This window comes from Streptomyces agglomeratus, assembly GCF_001746415.1.
GTDB lineage: Bacteria > Actinomycetota > Actinomycetes > Streptomycetales > Streptomycetaceae > Streptomyces > Streptomyces agglomeratus.
Map to the genome: position 1 here is coordinate 962,958 of NZ_MEHJ01000001.1, position 15,301 is coordinate 978,258.

The 15,301-nt window shown below is 70.3% G+C and carries 16 protein-coding genes; 2 read left to right on the forward strand and 14 right to left on the reverse strand.

The window, feature by feature from the left end:
* Positions 1-23: 23 nt before the first annotated feature.
* Positions 24-476 carry a phosphatase PAP2 family protein gene (locus AS594_RS04005; RefSeq protein ID WP_240508929.1) on the reverse strand — a complete coding sequence of 151 codons (453 nt, stop codon included), beginning with the start codon at positions 474-476 and terminating at the stop codon, positions 24-26.
* Between the two features lie 206 nt (positions 477-682).
* Positions 683-1,768 (reverse strand): YihY/virulence factor BrkB family protein, encoded by a 1,086-nt coding sequence (locus AS594_RS04010; protein WP_079148296.1) that lies wholly within the window; start codon positions 1,766-1,768, stop codon positions 683-685.
* A gap of 324 nt (positions 1,769-2,092) precedes the next feature.
* Here AS594_RS04010 and AS594_RS04015 point away from each other — a divergent pair, with 324 nt between their 5' ends.
* Positions 2,093-2,854, forward strand: a complete 762-nt coding sequence (locus tag AS594_RS04015) for a class I SAM-dependent methyltransferase (protein WP_069925688.1) — start codon at positions 2,093-2,095, stop codon at positions 2,852-2,854.
* Between the two features lie 47 nt (positions 2,855-2,901).
* Here AS594_RS04015 and AS594_RS04020 read toward each other — a convergent pair whose 3' ends face one another.
* The 11 genes from AS594_RS04020 to AS594_RS04070 all read right to left on the reverse strand — a co-directional run bounded on the left by AS594_RS04020 (position 2,902) and on the right by AS594_RS04070 (position 13,473).
* On the reverse strand, positions 2,902-3,363 hold the full coding sequence (locus tag AS594_RS04020) for a hypothetical protein (protein ID WP_107357987.1): 462 nt from the start codon (positions 3,361-3,363) through the stop codon (positions 2,902-2,904).
* A gap of 115 nt (positions 3,364-3,478) precedes the next feature.
* On the reverse strand, positions 3,479-4,039 hold the full coding sequence (gene tpg, locus AS594_RS04025; protein ID WP_069925689.1) for a telomere-protecting terminal protein Tpg: 561 nt from the start codon (positions 4,037-4,039) through the stop codon (positions 3,479-3,481).
* A 17-nt stretch (positions 4,040-4,056) separates the two neighbouring features.
* Positions 4,057-6,243: a telomere-associated protein Tap gene (tap, locus tag AS594_RS04030; protein ID WP_069925690.1), complete on the reverse strand. Its 2,187-nt coding sequence runs from the start codon at positions 6,241-6,243 to the stop codon at positions 4,057-4,059.
* A gap of 21 nt (positions 6,244-6,264) precedes the next feature.
* On the reverse strand, positions 6,265-6,621 hold the full coding sequence (locus AS594_RS04035) for a hypothetical protein (protein WP_069925691.1): 357 nt from the start codon (positions 6,619-6,621) through the stop codon (positions 6,265-6,267).
* 298 nt (positions 6,622-6,919) lie between these two features.
* Positions 6,920-7,786, reverse strand: coding sequence for a DUF6397 family protein (locus AS594_RS04040; protein ID WP_069925692.1), 867 nt, complete (start codon positions 7,784-7,786; stop codon positions 6,920-6,922).
* A gap of 108 nt (positions 7,787-7,894) precedes the next feature.
* The gene (locus AS594_RS04045) at positions 7,895-8,308 is read right to left on the reverse strand and encodes a roadblock/LC7 domain-containing protein (protein ID WP_069925693.1); all 414 of its coding nucleotides are present in this window, start codon (positions 8,306-8,308) and stop codon (positions 7,895-7,897) included.
* A gap of 135 nt (positions 8,309-8,443) precedes the next feature.
* On the reverse strand, positions 8,444-9,049 hold the full coding sequence (locus tag AS594_RS04050) for a GTP-binding protein (RefSeq protein ID WP_069925694.1): 606 nt from the start codon (positions 9,047-9,049) through the stop codon (positions 8,444-8,446).
* A 153-nt stretch (positions 9,050-9,202) separates the two neighbouring features.
* A complete protein-coding gene (locus tag AS594_RS04055) occupies positions 9,203-9,616 on the reverse strand; it encodes a DUF742 domain-containing protein (protein WP_069925695.1) in 414 nt (137 codons plus the stop codon).
* A 32-nt stretch (positions 9,617-9,648) separates the two neighbouring features.
* A complete protein-coding gene (locus tag AS594_RS04060; protein WP_069925696.1) occupies positions 9,649-10,089 on the reverse strand; it encodes a roadblock/LC7 domain-containing protein in 441 nt (146 codons plus the stop codon).
* Complete coding sequence (locus AS594_RS04065; RefSeq protein WP_079148295.1) at positions 10,086-12,626, reverse strand: sensor histidine kinase; 2,541 nt, start codon at positions 12,624-12,626, stop codon at positions 10,086-10,088. Before AS594_RS04065 ends, AS594_RS04060 begins: the two co-directional genes overlap by 4 nt.
* 67 nt (positions 12,627-12,693) lie before the next feature.
* Positions 12,694-13,473: an MHYT domain-containing protein gene (locus AS594_RS04070; protein WP_069925698.1), complete on the reverse strand. Its 780-nt coding sequence runs from the start codon at positions 13,471-13,473 to the stop codon at positions 12,694-12,696.
* A 177-nt stretch (positions 13,474-13,650) separates the two neighbouring features.
* Between AS594_RS04070 and AS594_RS04075 the strand changes: the two genes are divergently transcribed.
* On the forward strand, positions 13,651-14,250 hold the full coding sequence (locus AS594_RS04075; protein WP_069925699.1) for a class I SAM-dependent methyltransferase: 600 nt from the start codon (positions 13,651-13,653) through the stop codon (positions 14,248-14,250).
* Between the two features lie 30 nt (positions 14,251-14,280).
* Here AS594_RS04075 and AS594_RS04080 read toward each other — a convergent pair whose 3' ends face one another.
* Positions 14,281-15,183 (reverse strand): oxygenase MpaB family protein, encoded by a 903-nt coding sequence (locus AS594_RS04080; RefSeq protein ID WP_069925700.1) that lies wholly within the window; start codon positions 15,181-15,183, stop codon positions 14,281-14,283.
* Between the last annotated feature and the right edge of the window lie 118 nt (positions 15,184-15,301).

Consider the following 15,301-nt stretch of genomic DNA (forward strand, 5'->3'; position numbering starts at 1 on the left):
AGCGGTGCGGCCGGGCCGCCCTCCTACACGATCGCGCGGGCCAGCAGCTTGGGCGCGTGATGCACCAGCAGCGCGCTGCCGACGCCAATAGCGGCGCCCGCCGCCACATCGCTGGGGTAGTGCGCTCCGGTATGCACCCTCTCCAGAGCCACCATCGCGGCGGGAACCGCCGCTGCCGCACCCAGCCACGGCGAAGTCAGGCCGACCGCGACGGAGAAACCCACGGCGGCGGCGGTGTGCCCGGAGGGGAAGGACGAGCTATCCGGCCGGTCCTCGACATCGTCGTGCGGGATCATGTCGGCCGGCGGGCGGCGCCGCTCGTACAGCTGCTTGCACACCGCGTTCGCGATCACCTGCGCACAGAGCATGCCGGCCACTCCCCCGGCCGCGGCCTTGCGTTCCGACACGCCGCCGACGGCAGCCATGGTGACGGCCGCGCCCCACCAGAGTTTGGTGCGCTCGGCGGCCGACTCCACGGCGGGCAGTGCCTTGCGGGCCCAGGCCGAGTCCCACGAGGCGGCCCGGTGGGTGAGTTGCCGGTCGACGCGGCGAAGGTGGTTGAGGAAACGTGTCGCGGCCTCTTTCGGCCGTATGGTGCCGGTTCGGTCAGCCCCTGGGGCCGCGTGGGCTCCGTCGGGTCCGTCAGGTCCGCCGGCATCCCGGCTCAGGCGTTGCAGCACAGTCAGTCGTTGCCCATCCGCTTGCGGTCCTCATCTGTCCACTTGCGCGTGTCACGCGGCTCTACGTAGGGCTCCTCGTCGCTGGGGTGGCCGCCGACGATGGCGCGCTCACGGGTCATCTCGGCGTCGAACTCGAGCCCCAGCAGGATCGCCAGGTTCGTGATCCACAGCCACACCAGGAAGATGATCACACCGGCCAGGGTGCCGTACGTCTTGTTGTACGAAGCAAAGTTCGCCACGTACAACGCGAAGCCCGCCGAGGCGATCAGCCAGAGCACCAGAGCCAGGAAGCTGCCGGGGGTGACCCACCTGAAGCCGCGGCCGCGGGCGTTCGGCGACGCCCAGTACAGCAGCGCGATCATGATGGTGACCAGCACGACGAGGACAGGCCACTTCGCGATCGACCAGACGTTCAGGGCCGTGTCGCCGATCCCCAGGGTCCTACCCAACTGCTTGGCGAGAGCGCCGGAGAACACCACGATCAGCGCGCTGACGCAGGCAAGAATCATCAGTGCCAGCGTCAGGACCACACGCAGTGGCGTGATCTTCCAGACCGGCCGGCCTTCGGGGATGTCGTAGACGGCATTGGAGGTGCGGATGAACGCAGCCACGTAGCCGGACGCCGACCAGAGCGCGCCGAGGAGACCGACGATCGCCAGGATCGAACCCGTACCGCTGCCGCTGGCCTGGAGCTGCTCGACGGCACCGGTGATGATGTCGCGCGCGGCACCGGGCGTCAGCTTCGCGATGTTGTCCAGGACGCTCTTGGTCGCCGACTCGCCCGCGATGCCCAGGATCGACACCAGCACCAGCAGTGCGGGGAACAGCGCGAGGATCCCGTAGTACGTCAGAGCGGCGGCCCGGTCGGTCAGCTCGTCGTCCTTGAACTCCGCCAGCGTCCGCTTCAGCACCGCGCCCCATGACTGCTTGCCCATCTGGGTGGGCTTGTCGGGAGCGTTCCGTTCCACCTGGGGGTCCGGTCCCGCACGTCTGGCGGGCTCCGCCCCCGCTCCGGCATCCGCTGGGCGGTGCTCGCGGTCACGGCCGTGTTCGTCGTCCCCATGCTCTTGCTGCCACTTCGATGCCATGACCTACGAGTAACCGGAAATCGCTGGTTCTGCACGCGGAGACCGTCATGAATTACAAGGATTACGTCAGAATTCTTCGCCATTGAAGTGCTTCAGGCCGCTTCCAGGCGTCACCCGGCTGCCTCAGCGGCAGGCTGCTGCACCCGCGTCGCACCCGCCGTCGCACGCTCTGGGTGGGTGCCCAGTTCGTCGTCCGGCATTCCTGGCCGGCCCGCCCGCCCGACACCGACGGTCCGGCCGGGCGGGGGAATCACGGCGGAGCGCCTCGGGAACGCATGGAATTCTCCTTTGACTGCATTCACTTTCTGAAGCAATCATCCGGGTATGTCACGCACCTTTGACGCACTCGTATCCGAGGCCGAGGCCGTCTCCGTGGACGGCTGGGACTTCTCCTGGCTCGAAGGGCGGGCCACCGAACAGCGCCCCTCGTGGGGCTACCAGCGCACGATGAGCGTGTACTTGGCCCGCGCGTCCGCCGCGCTCGACATCCAGACCGGCGGTGGGGAAGTCCTGGCCGGAGCGCCGAAGCTGCCGCCCACGATGGTGGCTACGGAGTCGTGGCCGCCGAATGTCGCCAAGGCGACCAGGCTGCTGCACCCGCTCGGCGCCGCTGTGGTCGCGGATTCGGACGAACCGCCGCTGCCGTTCGCAGACGGGGCTTTCGACCTGGTGACCAGTCGGCACCCGGCGACGGTGTGGTGGGAGGAGATCGCCCGCGTCCTCCAGGGCGGCGGCACGTACCTCTCCCAGCACGTCGGTCATTCCAGCGTCTTCGAACTCGTCGAGTACTTCCTCGGTCCGCAGCCGGAGGAAGTCCGCCGCGCGCGTCACCCCGACGACGAACGCCGGGACGCCGAGGCCGCGGGCCTGGAAGTGGTCGATTTGCGCTTCGAGCGGCTGCGGATCGAGTTCTTCGACATCGGCGCGGTGATCTACTTTCTCAGGAAAGTGATCTGGATGGTCCCCGGTTTCACCGTCGACCAGTACCGCGACCGGCTGCGGGAGCTGCACGACATGATCGAGAGCGAGGGGCCCTTCGTGGCTCATTCGACCCGCTTCCTCATTGAGGCCCGTAAGCCCGTCTGAGCCGCGTTCTCGCGCCCCTCGTCCTGCTGCCCGCTGCTTGCTGCCTGCTACCCGAAGAATCCGGCGCTGTGGAGATAGAGCGCGACAACGCCCGCGACGCAGAACAGGACGACCCAGGAGCTGAAGCTCGTGTGTCTCCGCCGGCGCCGCAGCTTGGCGGACCGGCGGGACGCCTTGGAGCGGCCGGCGCGCGCCGGGCCGGGCACGCGCGGCGCCGCATCGACCGCGGCCTCTGCGAGCAGGCGGCGGCAGGTCGCGGCGAGCTCTGCCGTTCCGGCGACGAGCGGCACTATCGCCTCCGAACGCGCCGGGGCCGTTGTGCCGCCGTCGAGAATGCGGCCGGCGCGGACGAGGATCTCGCCGCGGCCACCGGCGGGAGCGAGACTGATCCAGCGCTGCACGTGCTCCCCGCGGATGACCACGCCGCCAGCCCGGTCCCGGTAGACGGTGTGCTCCCGCCACAGCACTTCCGCCAACTCGCTTGCGGTGTCCCTCAGTTGCCCACTCACGCGTCCCCCTCGCCCTACGGCACCTTGATCGAGCAAAGCACTCTAGCGGCAGGTACACACCAACTCTGCCCCGGGGCTCGGGTCCTGCTGAGCAGCCGAGGCGAACGGGGGAGAACTAGCGGTAGTCGACTTCGACGTAGTCGATGTCGTTCAGCTCGACTTGCAGGCCGGGTGCCCGGCGCCCCCGGTCCTTGAAGTACTCCTCTTGAAGCCCTTCGGCGGCGATGCGCTGCAATTGCTGCTCGGTCGCGCCCGCTGCCTGCGCGTCGAAGAGACGGCTCGCGTACGCGGGCGGCAGGTGCTGGGTGATCAGCCTCAGCCTGCTGTCGTCCGTAGTGCCCGGCGCCGCTGTGAAACCGAACCGCGCGCGGGTCTCGATCACGATGCCTGTGGTACTGGCAGCCTGCTTCTTGGCGCGCTCACGGACCCTGGGCTGCCAGTCCTTGGCCACTTCCGCGACCAGACGGGTGGCGAGGTCCCTGCGCGGCCGCTTGAATTGGCCTTTGAGGTAACGCTCCACTGTCCGCTGCGAGATCCCGAGCCGCTCGGCCACCGCCTTGGTGGAGCCTTTCTCGTGCTTCACCAGGAACCGCATCTGCGCCTGCGCCGACTTGGGCAGGGGCCGGGTGAACGTATTCGCTTCGGCCTTGTCGAGGCTGTCGCCCAGGATGCCCATCGTTGACCCCTACTCCCCTATTCGCCGTCGGCCGACGCGTCGCTGCCCTTGATGTGCCGCGCAGGGTTGTGGCCCTGGTCGAGCATGTGAACGGCCCACATCATCGGCTGGCTTCCCTCGCACTTGACCATCCCCGGCGAGACGCCGAGCCGGAACCCTCCGGGGAGCGGCTTGTCGTCGGGTGTGCGGGGCAGGAAATCCAGCGGCGAAGGGCCGTCGGACAGGTACACCGCGCAGTCCGAGAGAACCGCGATCGGAAAGAGGCCGACTGTTGCGATCTTGAGCATCTTGCGGTGCATGTTGATCCGGGCGGCAGAGATCACGGCGGCGCGGATGTCGGGCCGCCAGGTGGGGCGTTCCAGCGCCGGCCAGCGTTCTCCGGGCCGGTAGCCGAGCCCCTGCGGCCGCTCGCGGAGCTTGCCGATGCCGCCCTTTACCGTTGACTTGATGGCCGACAGGACCGCGGCCTGTCCGGCGTCGACCTGCTTGTGCTGGTCCATCGCCTTGAGGAAGTCGGCCTCGTCCATCGAGGATACGACACCCAGCTCCGCCATGGTGATCATGTAAGCGTCGCGCAGCCGGGTGTACCAGGCGTCCAGATACGCGGCGTGCTCGCGCCGGACGTACGCCTCGGCGGGCCGCACCTGGTGCCCGAGTTCAACGGCGTAGGCAACGGTCGGCGTCGCGTACCAGGCGGGGCCTGAAGGCCGTACCCCGTGCGGGGTGAACGGGTTCGGGAGGCGGGGGTCGATCTCGATGTGCGACAGGTCGACGAGCCAGCTGCCGGGCAGCTTGGGATCGAACTCCGGGTTGTTGATGTGCACAGCGGGGCCGAGGCCGACGTTCAGCCGGTTCGCGGCGGCCGCGAACGCCATGTTGACGTCGATTCCCACCGCGTAGGGCTTCGTGCACTCCTCGTCGGTGAGCAGCTCGGGATCACGGATCCACTCGTAGGCCTCCTCGTCGAGGACCTCTGCCGGGGTGCGCCGGTGCCCGCGCGGGTACAGCGCGGCGACGACGGGGTGTTCGTCCGGGGCTTCCGGCGGCGCGGGGTCCACCGGGGCGGTGAGTGAACCGGGGTTCGGACCGGACGACCACGCGCCGGTCGTGGCGTCCTTGACCGCGCGGGTGGGCGGACGCAGGGCGGTCATCAGCTCCAGGCCGGACACCGCGCAGGAGCCGCGCGGGGTGATGACCCTCGTGGCGTACGTGCCCAGAACCTGGGCGAGTTCCGCCGCCGGGAGGTGGGCGGCGTCGCCCCAGGCGCGGGCGTCGAGAGCACCCCAGGGCACGATCGCGAACTGTACGCACTGGCGCGAGCCGCCCTGCGCCGGGCGGTAGACCCTGGCCCACGGGCCGAAACCGCGCCTGGTCGTCTTCCACTTCGCCCTGGCGATCTGCTTGTTCACCTTGTGGTCCTCGGGAAGGCGCAGACCCCGCCGGTCCTCCAGGCCCTCCGGGAGGCCGAGGCGCTCGGCTGCCGCGGCGGTGATGACGACCAGGGGGTCGGCGTCCCTGCCGTTGCGATTCAGCCGGGGCGCTCCCAGGCGCGCCTCGGTGAGGGTCCATTCGACCAAGGCGGGGACGGTGGTGGCCGGGCAGTCGAGCACAAGACCGCCGACGCAGTACGCCGATCCGTCGCCGTCCAGCACCGCGAGCGGACCATTGGCGAAACGCGGATCGACCGCTGCGGCGGTGGGGGCTGGTTCCCTTGCCGCCGAGTTCCGGACGGGCGGGCGTCGCGTCGCCGCCGGCGTCTTGCGGAGCGGGGGCGGCGCAGCGGGCGTCGCGACGGACGCTTCCACCGACGGCTCGGAGGCGACCGGCGGTTCCGGCGCGGAAGGAGCGACCGGTGCGGGGACGGGAGCGGCCGGTGCGGGAGCGGCGGGTCCGGGGGCGGGAGCGGCCGTGGTCTGCGGCTCGGCCTCCACGGCCTCGGTTCGCGGTGCGGGGGCGGCTGCCAGTTGGGTGGCGATGCCTTCCAGGAGCTTGGCGTAGGCGGCCCGAGTGGTGCCCTGCGGTTCGCTGCGGCCGGCTTCCCACCCGGCCACGGTCGTCCGGGTCACGTCGAGCGCGCCGGCGATCTCGGTCTGCGTGAGGCCGTACGCGGTGCGCAGCCGGGCGCGCTCGGCGGGTTCGGGCAGGTGAGTGCGGCGCGGCCCGGCCTTCAGGAGGGCGTCGACGGGGTCGGGCTTGCTCGCCATACGGTGCTCGCTCCTTCGGTCTCAGTCGTTGTCGGTCGCGGATGTGCGCTGCGGGGCGGCGTCGAGGAACTCCCGCAAGTGCCGGCCTGTGAGGATACGGGCGGGATTGCGGCCCGGGGGCAGCGGAAGCCGGCGCCCCAGAGCCCACTGGAACCGGGCGGCGGGGGCGAGGTCGAAGGCGTACTTGCCGCCCGCGGTGGCGTCCGGCTCGGACCCGACGATCCGGAAAGCGCCGACGCAGACGCCGCCGTCGACGAAGGCCAGCAGGAAGTCACCGTGCTTCCCGATGGTCTGCGTGGAGAAGCGCCACCAGCGGGCCGCTCCTTCCGCCACGGTCTGGCCCCGACGAAGCGACTGCCTCACGTCCACCGCGAGCATCCGTCCACTCCCCCGTCCCGTGCCTTGCTCTTGTTCCTTCCGCACCGATCCGATCCGATCCGATCCGATCGTAGCTCAGACCAACACGTTTTATCGGCCGATAAATGGGTCGCCGATGTGGCGTTGGCTTTAGGGAGGGGGCGAGAAACCAGTCGTCGTCTCACTGCTCAGGCAGAACGCGTCCGGGCCCGGCCGCGTCCCACCGCCCCGCCACCGCCTCTCAGCGTTCGGGCGAGCTTGAGCCGTGGTCAGAGCCCCTTCCGCTCCCGTGATCAGGCATCGTCATGACGCTGCCGGATCACGGGACGCCTTCTTGCGGCGCAGCCAAGCGCGCAGCCCCTGGGACGTTTCGGAGTGGGGCGGAGGAAGCGGCCGGCCGGTCTCCGGGCGCGGCGCGGTCCTCGCGCGCCTCGTCCAGGAGCAGCGCGAGACTCACCCGCTGCCAGAGGATCTCGTCCGGGTCGTCAGCCGGCAGCAGCCGGTCCATGGCCTCGCGGGCGGCCGGTGATTCTCCGTGGCGCTCCACGAGTCCCGGCCGGAGCTTGTTGAGGTAGGCGCGCTCGTAGGGGTCGTCGACGACCTCCGCGAGCTGGAAGGGGTCGAGGACGGAACTGGTGATCGCCGCCTGCTCCCAGGGGTCTTGCGTCTGTCGCGTCAGCAGGCTCAGACGCCGGCTCCGCCAGTTGCGGGCCCGGCGGTCCTCCCCCGCGTCGAGCACAGCGCGCATCTTCGGCGGCGTCCGGCCGGTGAGCAGCCCGGGCTGCCGGGTGGCGAACTCCTGCAATTCTTCGGCGAGATACAGCCACACGACCGCCCGGTAGCGATTGAGGTAGAACTGCACGGGCGTGATGTATCCGGCGCGTGCCGGCTTGCCGAAGCGGACGGGGCTGATGTCCATCAGCTGTGCGTCAGTGGTGCCCACGGTCCGCACGCGCTCACGCAGCGTTTCCTGATTCCGGTCCGCCGCCTGAAGCCGGTCCACCTCCTCGCGGGCGATCCGACGGTGGCTGCCGTCGGCGTCGACCGTGGTGCGGACGTGACCCAGCAGGACGGCGAGGTCGAACTCACTCCGCCTCAAACCGAGTTCATGGAGGGCGCGGACCACGGACAGCGGCTTGCCCGCCTGTGCCGCGACAGCGGTGCGGTGTGCTTCCTGTACGGACATGATCGTCTCCCCGTGAGATGCGAATACTCTCGGTGACGACCGTAACCTGATCGGCGCGTTGCCCGCCCGGCCTGTGGACAACTTCCGGGCCGGGCGAGTACGCGCAGGTCAGAGCTCGCTTCCGGCAGCGAGTCCCGGCTGCCTCGCGGCAACGCCCAGGTGCTCGCCGACGCGGTTGACGAGGAGCGTCATCTCGTACGCGACCTGACCGATGTCGGCTTCGGCGGCGCTCAGCACGCACAGACAGCTGCCGTCGCCCGCCGCGGTGACAAAGAGAACTCCTTCGTCGAACTCGACCATCGTCTGGCGGACCTTTCCGGCGTGGAAGTGCCGGCCCGACCCCTTGGCGAGGCTGTGCAGTCCGGACGACACGGCGGCCAGGTGCTCGGCGTCCTCCCGTGCCAGCCCTGTGCTCGCCCCGGTCACCAGGCCGTCATTGGACAGCACCAGTGCGTGTCGTACGTGCTCGACCCGGCTGGTCAGGTCGTCCAGAAGCCAGTCGAGTCCCTTGTCCAACGCCATGTCGCGGCCTCCCCGTTCATTTGTTCCCCGTTGTCCTGGTCGCTGACCAGACTTCCCCACGGAGGTCGTCGCGGCAAGCACGTGTTTCACCTGAGCTGGAGGGAGTGGTGGGGAATTGGGCGTACTGGGGACGGTTCAGCCGACGGTGTCGAGGAGCCGGGCGGTGTGCATCCTTCCCGCGTACTCAACAAGACGCACCAGTACCTCCTTTCCCGAATCGCGGTCCCTCGCGTCGCACAGCACGACCGGTGTCCCCCGGTCGAGGTCGAGGGCGCGCGACACGTCGTGCGCGCCGTACGTCCGTGATCCGGCGAAGCAGTTGACCGCTACGACGAAGGGGATACGGCGGTGCTCGAAGTAGTCCACGGCCGGGAAGCAGCCCTCCAGCCTGCGCGTGTCCGCCAGGACGACGGCCCCCAGAGCGCCCTGGGACAGTTCGTCCCAGAGGAACCAGAACCGGTCCTGCCCCGGCGTGCCGAAGAGATAGAGCGAGAGCCCGGACCTGATGGTGATGCGCCCGAAGTCCATGGCGACGGTCGTGGTTGTCTTGTGGTCGACGCCTCCCGTGTCGTCCACTGTCTGGCCGGCCTCGCTGAGCCGTTCTTCGGTACGCAGTGGGCGGATCTCGCTGACGGCGCCGACAAGGGTGGTCTTGCCGACCCCGAAGCCGCCGGCGACCAGGATCTTCAACGCGAGGGCGGCCGACGAGTCGGCCTTGTCGTCAGAGTGCTCGGAACCCATCGATCACTTCTCTCAGGAGAACAGTCGGCATCGGTACGTCCCCGGCACGTCAACAAAGTCTGTGTGAAGGGGATTACGTGCGGTCCGCACGAGTCGGGGCAGTCAAGGCGGTCAGGCGGTAGACGGGATCGGTACGGGTGGGCACGGTCGGGGTCAGAGCGCTCGCAGGCCCTCGATCACCTCTTTCAGGATCCGCTCGTCCGGCAGCTGCGCGGGCGGCACCGGCCTGCTGACCTCGATGTAACCGGCTTCCAGGAGGTCTCCGAGGAGCACGCGGACCACGCCGACCGGCAGGTCAGCGCCGGCCGAGAGTTCCGCGACGGACTGGGTCTCCAGGCGGCAAAGCTCCACCAGGGCGCGGTGTTCGGGGCCGAGCAGCGACTCCTCGGCGCTGCCCGGCGCGTTCCCGGCAAGGTCGACCAGCGCGATGAAGTCGAACCGCGCCCCACCGGGGCCGGGCTCGGTCCGGCCGCCGGTCATCGCGTACGGGCGCACCAGGGGGCCCGCTTCGGCGTCGTACCAGTGGCTTCCCTGATGGGTGGGGTCGGTGGCTCTGTCCTCGGTCATGTGCGGTGCCCGCCTTCTGTGCGGTCGTACGGTCAGCCCGCGGCCGGTGGCTGCGCGGTGATGCGCGGCGGCGTGTACAGGTGCTCGCCGACCCGCTTGACCAGCCGGGCCATTTCGTAGGCGATGAGGCCGATGTCGGCTGTGGCGGAGCTCAGGACGGCCAGGCAGGACCCGTCGCCGGCCGCGGCGACGAACAGCAGGCCGTCGTCCATCTCCACCAGCGTCTGGCGTACGTCACCCACGCGGAAGTGACGTCCCGCCCCCTTGGCGAGGCTGTGGAAGCCCGACGCCACGGCTGCCAGATGTTCGGCGTCCTCCCGGTTGAGCGCGCTCGACGCGCCTACGGCCAGGCCGTCGTTCGACAGCACGACCGCGTGCCGCACTTCGCTGACCCTGGCCGCCAGGTCGTCGAGCAGCCAGTCGAGTTCGCCGGAACCATCGGTGGTGCCGGTCGTCCTCTCGTGCTCGATCATTCGTGGTCTCCTTCGCTGCCGCGGGTCCACCCGCTGCGGTAGGCCGTCATTCGGTCCCTTGCCTGTTCCGGGGTGCGTCCCGGTTCGTCGTCACCGTCGGCAGGGCCCGCCGGACACGGATCGGGCGGCGGCGGTGCTTCCCGCAGTTGTGGGACGAGGCTGGCCTGCCGGACCCTTCTCGGGAGGCCGCTTTCGTCGTTCCCGGGAACGTCCGGTTCCGCGATGCGGCTGTGCAGGCGCAGTGCCCTGGCTCCGGACGGCTGCTGTGGTTGCGGCTCCGGTGGCGGCTGGACCGCGAGGGCGGGGCGCGGCGCCTGTGCGGTGGAGGCGTACGCGTCCGTACGGGAAGGGCTCGGACCGGGCACGAGAACCGGTCCCGGCCGGGGCGCCCTCTCATCCTTGCGCGGAAGGCCGTTCTCGTGTTCCGTGCGAACCGATGTCCGTTGCGCGGCCCCTCCCTTGGTGGCGGGGCTCTGGAGCAGCGCGATGGGCAGTAGTACGACGGCCGTCGTACCACCGTACGGGGAGTCGCGCAGCTGGACTTTGATGCCGTGCCGGGAGGCGAGCCGGCTGACCACGAAGAGGCCGAGCCTGTCGCTGTCGAAGAGGTCGAGCGCTTCGGACTGTTCGATCCTCCGGTTCGCCGCGGACAGGGATTCCTTGCCCATGCCGAGACCGCGGTCCTCGATCTCCAGGGCGTACCCGTTGCCCACCGGTTCGCCGGTGACGCGCACCTTGGTGTGCGGCGGGGAGAACTGGGCGGCGTTCTCGACGAGTTCGGCGAGAAGGTGGGTGAGGTCGGCGACGGCGGTGCCCGCGACAGCCGCTTCCGGCAGCGGACGCACCTCCACGCGCGCGTAGTCCTCGATCTCGGAGACGGCGGCGCGTACGACGTTGGTGAGCGGTACCGGCATGCGCCAGGCACGTCCCGGAGCGGCTCCGGACAGGATGATCAGGCTCTCCGCGTGTCTGCGCATCCGGGTGGTGAGGTGGTCGAGGCGGAAGAGGTCGCCGAGCTCGCCGGGATCGTCGGCGCGGCGTTCCATGGCGTCGAGCAGGTTGAGCTGGCGGTGGACGAGGACCTGGCTGCGCCTTGCCAGGTTGACGAAGATTCCCGATACACCGCTGGCGAGTTCGGCGCGTTCCACGGCGGCGCCGACGGCCGCGCGGTGCACCGTGTCGAGGGCTTCGCCGACCTGGCCGATCTCGTCGTCCGCGGGCGGCCGCCGGGGGGCTTCCGTCCCGATGTCGATCTCTTCACCGGCACGGAGCCTGTCCATCGCGTCGGGCAGCTTGCACCGGGCGATCTCCAGTGCGCTGTTGCGCAGGCTGACGAGTTCGACGACGAGCCCCCGGCCGATGCGTACGGAGATGACGAGGGAGGCGGCGACGGCCCCGAGTCCCAGGAGCACGGCCGCTCCGGCGGGTGTGAGCACACCGTGGGCGAGCGGATCGGCGCGCACCGGAGCGTTCCTGTCGGCCTGCGTCCCGATTTCGCGCATGGAGCGCTGGACGGCCGTGTACGCGCGTTCCCAGGTGGCGGCGGGGACGGCCCGGGCGGCCTTTCGGCCGGGCGGCGCGGCGATCACCTTGTCCTCGGCGGCGAGTAGCTCGCCGTAGGCGCTCTCACCGGTGAGTGAACGCCAGGACGCGCGCTCGGTGTCCGGCAGGTCGGCGACGGAGGATTCGGTCAGGTTCCTGCGCGTCTCCGCCGCTCCGGTGAACTGGCTCTGCCGCTGCGCGTCGAAGGTGCGGCCGAGCTGGGCGGAGGAGAGCAGCGCGTCCTCGCGTGCCAGCATTTCACCAGCCCGTGCGAACTCGAGGAGGACACGTGCGTCGGTCCCCGGCCGGGCGTCCTGGATGCCGGTGAGCGCCCCTGTGACGCCGAACGCGTCCTGGATGGTCCGCGTGTACTGCGCGTACGCCGTGTCCCAGTCGGCGGTGCGGTCGAGGACACGGGTGCGCAGGGCGCTAAGACGTTCCGTACCGGACACGAAGGTGCGGAGTCTGGTCGCCACCGTGTCCGGAAGGTCCGCGCCGTCGGCGACGGTGTGTCCGTCGCCGAGCCGGAGTCTGTCCGCCGCGCGGTCGGTGCGTCCGGCCTGTTGCTCCAGCGTGTCCGCGCGGTCGTCGTCAGGGGCGGCCAGGAAGCGAACGGCGGCGCGGCGTTCCGCCTGGAGTTCGGCGACGGTGGTGGCGACGGGTACGCGGACGTCTTCGTCGACGCGCCGCAGCTGTTGCTGTGCGGCCACGTCCTGCGCGGTCGTGACGGTGGCGAAGGCCCAGAGGGCGAGCAGGGAGACTACGGGCACCATGAGGAGCGAGACGATTTTCGCCCGCACGGTTCTCGGGCGCAGTCGCCACCGCTCCCGGGGGGCTGCTGCCGTGTGCTTCCGGGTGTCGGCGCGTTGTTGCGCGCCGAGGGACGCGTCGGTGTGCTCGTCGGCGGGGGGACCCGCGTGCGCCCGTCGTCCACGCGCCGGCGGCGCGGGCCGGGAGGGTGTTTCGGCGCCCGGGGTCCTGCGGGGTCTGCGCATGGCCTCCTCGTTCCGGATACGGGTCGTGCTGCTGGGTGACGCGGTACGGCGAGCGCCCGGCGGTGTTCTAGGGAACGGCCGTTTCTGCCGGCCGTTCGGCGGAGGCGTTGACGTAGGCGGCGCGCTCGCGCGCCGTGGGCGAGAGTGCGACAAAGGCGGCGGTGAGGAAGAGGTACGACCCCAGTCCCACGGCGAGGGGGAAGACGAACTGCATGGCCGTGGCCCCCGGCAGGTCCTGGCCCGAGGGACTGACCCGGACGCTGACGGCGGCCATTCCCGTGTAGTGCATGCTGCTGACCGCCGCTCCCATGACGAGGGAGGCGACAGCGACCGCGACCGGCGACTTGATGTTCAGGGCCGCCCACAGGGCGGCGGTCGCGGCGACGATCGCGATGACAACGGACAGGGCGACGAGCGCCGGGTCGTACGAGACCGAGCCGTGGAGGCGCAGCGCGGCCATTCCGAGGTAGTGCATGCTCGCCACGCCCAGCCCGGTGGTCAGGCCGCCGAGGAGCAGCGCCCTGCCGCGGTCGCGGCCGTACCCGACCGCGAACACTCCGGCGCCGACGACGAGCATCGCGACGAGCAGACTGAGGACCGTCAGGGGCACGTTGTAGTGGATTTCGGTGCCGGTGACGCCGAAACCGAGCATCGCTACGAAGTGCATGGTCCAGATGCCGGTCCCGATGGCGGAGGCCCCGGTGATCAGCCAGTTGCGACGCGAGCGCCCGCTCGCATCGAGCGCTCGCACGGTGCACCGCAGGGCGAGGGCGGCGCCGATGACGGCCATCGCGTACGACAGCACGGGTGTCAGCCAGCCGAAGGTGGCGTGGTCCAGGTGTCCCATGGCCCAGGGACGCTAGTCCTGAAGGGGGCGCGTTCCGGGAGCGCATTTCGAAAGCTGCCCGAATATGACAGAGATACGTTCCCGAACGACCGCACCGCGCTCGAACGTGCGCACCGCACCTGCGTTGAAGTCGCCGGATTTTCAGAGGAACCGAAGGATCTGGGGGACGATGTGCGCATGGCCGACGACCACACGCACGTTCAGGAATTCTTCACGGCCCGCGCCGCGGACTGGGACACCCGTTTCCCGGACGACGGACCGGCCTACGCCGCCGCGGTGTCCGGCCTCGGGCTGCGGGCGGGTGACGCCGTGCTCGACGCCGGCTGCGGCACGGGGCGTGCGCTGCCCTTCCTGCGCGAAGCCGTGGGCCCCGCGGGCTCGGTGCTGGGCGTCGATCTGACCCCGGCGATGCTGGAGGCGGCCGTGCACGCGGGCCGCCACAGCGCCGCGCGGCTGCTCGTCGCCGATGTGGCCCGGCTGCCTGTGCGCACGGGCGCCCTGGACGCCGTCTTCGGTGCCGGGCTGATCTCCCACCTCCCCCGGCCGGCCGAGGATCTGCGCGAGCTGGCCAGGGTGGTGCGGCCCGGCGGACTGCTTGCGCTGTTCCATCCCATCGGCCGGGCGGCCCTCGCGGCTCGCCAGGGGCGGCAGATCACCGCGGACGACCTGCGCGCCGAGCCCAGGCTCCGCCCGCTGCTGGCGGGTTCCGGGTGGCGGATGACGTCGTACACCGACGAGGACGACCGGTTCCTGGCACTCGCCCTGCGCGAGGAGTGAGCAAGGAACCGCAGCGCCCCGGCCGCGTCGTCACTCGGCGGCGGCAGCCGACGGCCGGGTGCGCGGGACTGGGCAGCCGCCCGTCCCGGGAGTCGGGAACGTCCCCAGATTCGCGACCGTGTAGCCGCCGGGGTAGCTCCTGATCTCGGGGTTCTGACGGGCGTAGTGCGGCGTGCCGCGCGGGGGCAGCAGGCGCACGGCGCGGGCGCGCAGCCGCAGCGCGCCCCGGACCACCGCCCGGGCGGCCGGCGGCGGTGCGTCATAGCGGAAGGCTCGCAGGAGCGCGTCGTCGAGGAGAGCGATGCTTGCGCGGCGTACCAGGGGCGCGAGGGGGCGGGGATACCAGGACGCCATGAGCGCGAGGGTCGCGTCCGAGACCGTACGCGCCCCTTCGTCCCAGCCGAAGTGCTCGGCCTCGTACGTGTCGAGGCAGCGCTCGAACTCCTCGAAGGACCGCGGGAGATCGGTGATGCCCATGTGCTTGCCGAGCACGCGGTAGTACGTGGCGGAAGCCCGCAGCTCGTGGTCCGACAGCCGTCGCCAGCCGTAGGAGTCGATCCAGCGCTTCGGCATGACGACGAACGTGCAGAGCACATAACGCATGTCTTCATTGCTGATGTCGTAGCTGCGGTGCATCTGGTTGATGCGGCGGATGGCGGTGCGACCGTCCTCGCTGTCGAAACCGTGCTCCACAACGGTGTCCAGGAGCAGCGCGGTGTCGTCGTAGCGCTTCTGGGAACGGCCGGTCAGCTCCGCCGTCTCGGCCAGGAGACGGCCGATGCTGGGGACGGCGTACGTGCGGTAGAGGGCGAGCTCCAGTGCGCGGGTGTAGTCCCAGGGGAACTCGTACGTCGCTGTGAGCCGGTAGATCGTCAGAAAGTCCGTTTCCGGGTCGAGCCGCCGGATCTCTTTCAGCCGGTCGTATCGCTTCAACGCACCGTCCCCCTTCTGTCGCCGGGTGTCCAACTCTACGTTGGGAGGGCACACATGAAGGATCCGTGATCCAACCACGCAGGTGGAAGGTGGTCCGCGTGTTCGACACCGTACGGAA

What these genes read in the sequence shown, in the direction of transcription:
- AS594_RS04010 (WP_079148296.1), bottom strand. Translation starts at nt 1,768, where the DNA reads ATGGCATCGAAGTGGCAGCAAGAGCATGGGGACGACGAACACGGCCGT.
- AS594_RS04015 (WP_069925688.1), top strand. Translation starts at nt 2,093, where the DNA reads ATGTCACGCACCTTTGACGCACTCGTATCCGAGGCCGAGGCCGTCTCC.
- tpg (WP_069925689.1), bottom strand. Translation starts at nt 4,039, where the DNA reads ATGGGCATCCTGGGCGACAGCCTCGACAAGGCCGAAGCGAATACGTTC.
- tap (WP_069925690.1), bottom strand. Translation starts at nt 6,243, where the DNA reads ATGGCGAGCAAGCCCGACCCCGTCGACGCCCTCCTGAAGGCCGGGCCG.
- AS594_RS04035 (WP_069925691.1), bottom strand. Translation starts at nt 6,621, where the DNA reads ATGCTCGCGGTGGACGTGAGGCAGTCGCTTCGTCGGGGCCAGACCGTG.
- AS594_RS04040 (WP_069925692.1), bottom strand. Translation starts at nt 7,786, where the DNA reads ATGTCCGTACAGGAAGCACACCGCACCGCTGTCGCGGCACAGGCGGGC.
- AS594_RS04045 (WP_069925693.1), bottom strand. Translation starts at nt 8,308, where the DNA reads ATGGCGTTGGACAAGGGACTCGACTGGCTTCTGGACGACCTGACCAGC.
- AS594_RS04050 (WP_069925694.1), bottom strand. Translation starts at nt 9,049, where the DNA reads ATGGGTTCCGAGCACTCTGACGACAAGGCCGACTCGTCGGCCGCCCTC.
- AS594_RS04055 (WP_069925695.1), bottom strand. Translation starts at nt 9,616, where the DNA reads ATGACCGAGGACAGAGCCACCGACCCCACCCATCAGGGAAGCCACTGG.
- AS594_RS04060 (WP_069925696.1), bottom strand. Translation starts at nt 10,089, where the DNA reads ATGATCGAGCACGAGAGGACGACCGGCACCACCGATGGTTCCGGCGAA.
- AS594_RS04065 (WP_079148295.1), bottom strand. Translation starts at nt 12,626, where the DNA reads ATGCGCAGACCCCGCAGGACCCCGGGCGCCGAAACACCCTCCCGGCCC.
- AS594_RS04070 (WP_069925698.1), bottom strand. Translation starts at nt 13,473, where the DNA reads ATGGGACACCTGGACCACGCCACCTTCGGCTGGCTGACACCCGTGCTG.
- AS594_RS04075 (WP_069925699.1), top strand. Translation starts at nt 13,651, where the DNA reads ATGGCCGACGACCACACGCACGTTCAGGAATTCTTCACGGCCCGCGCC.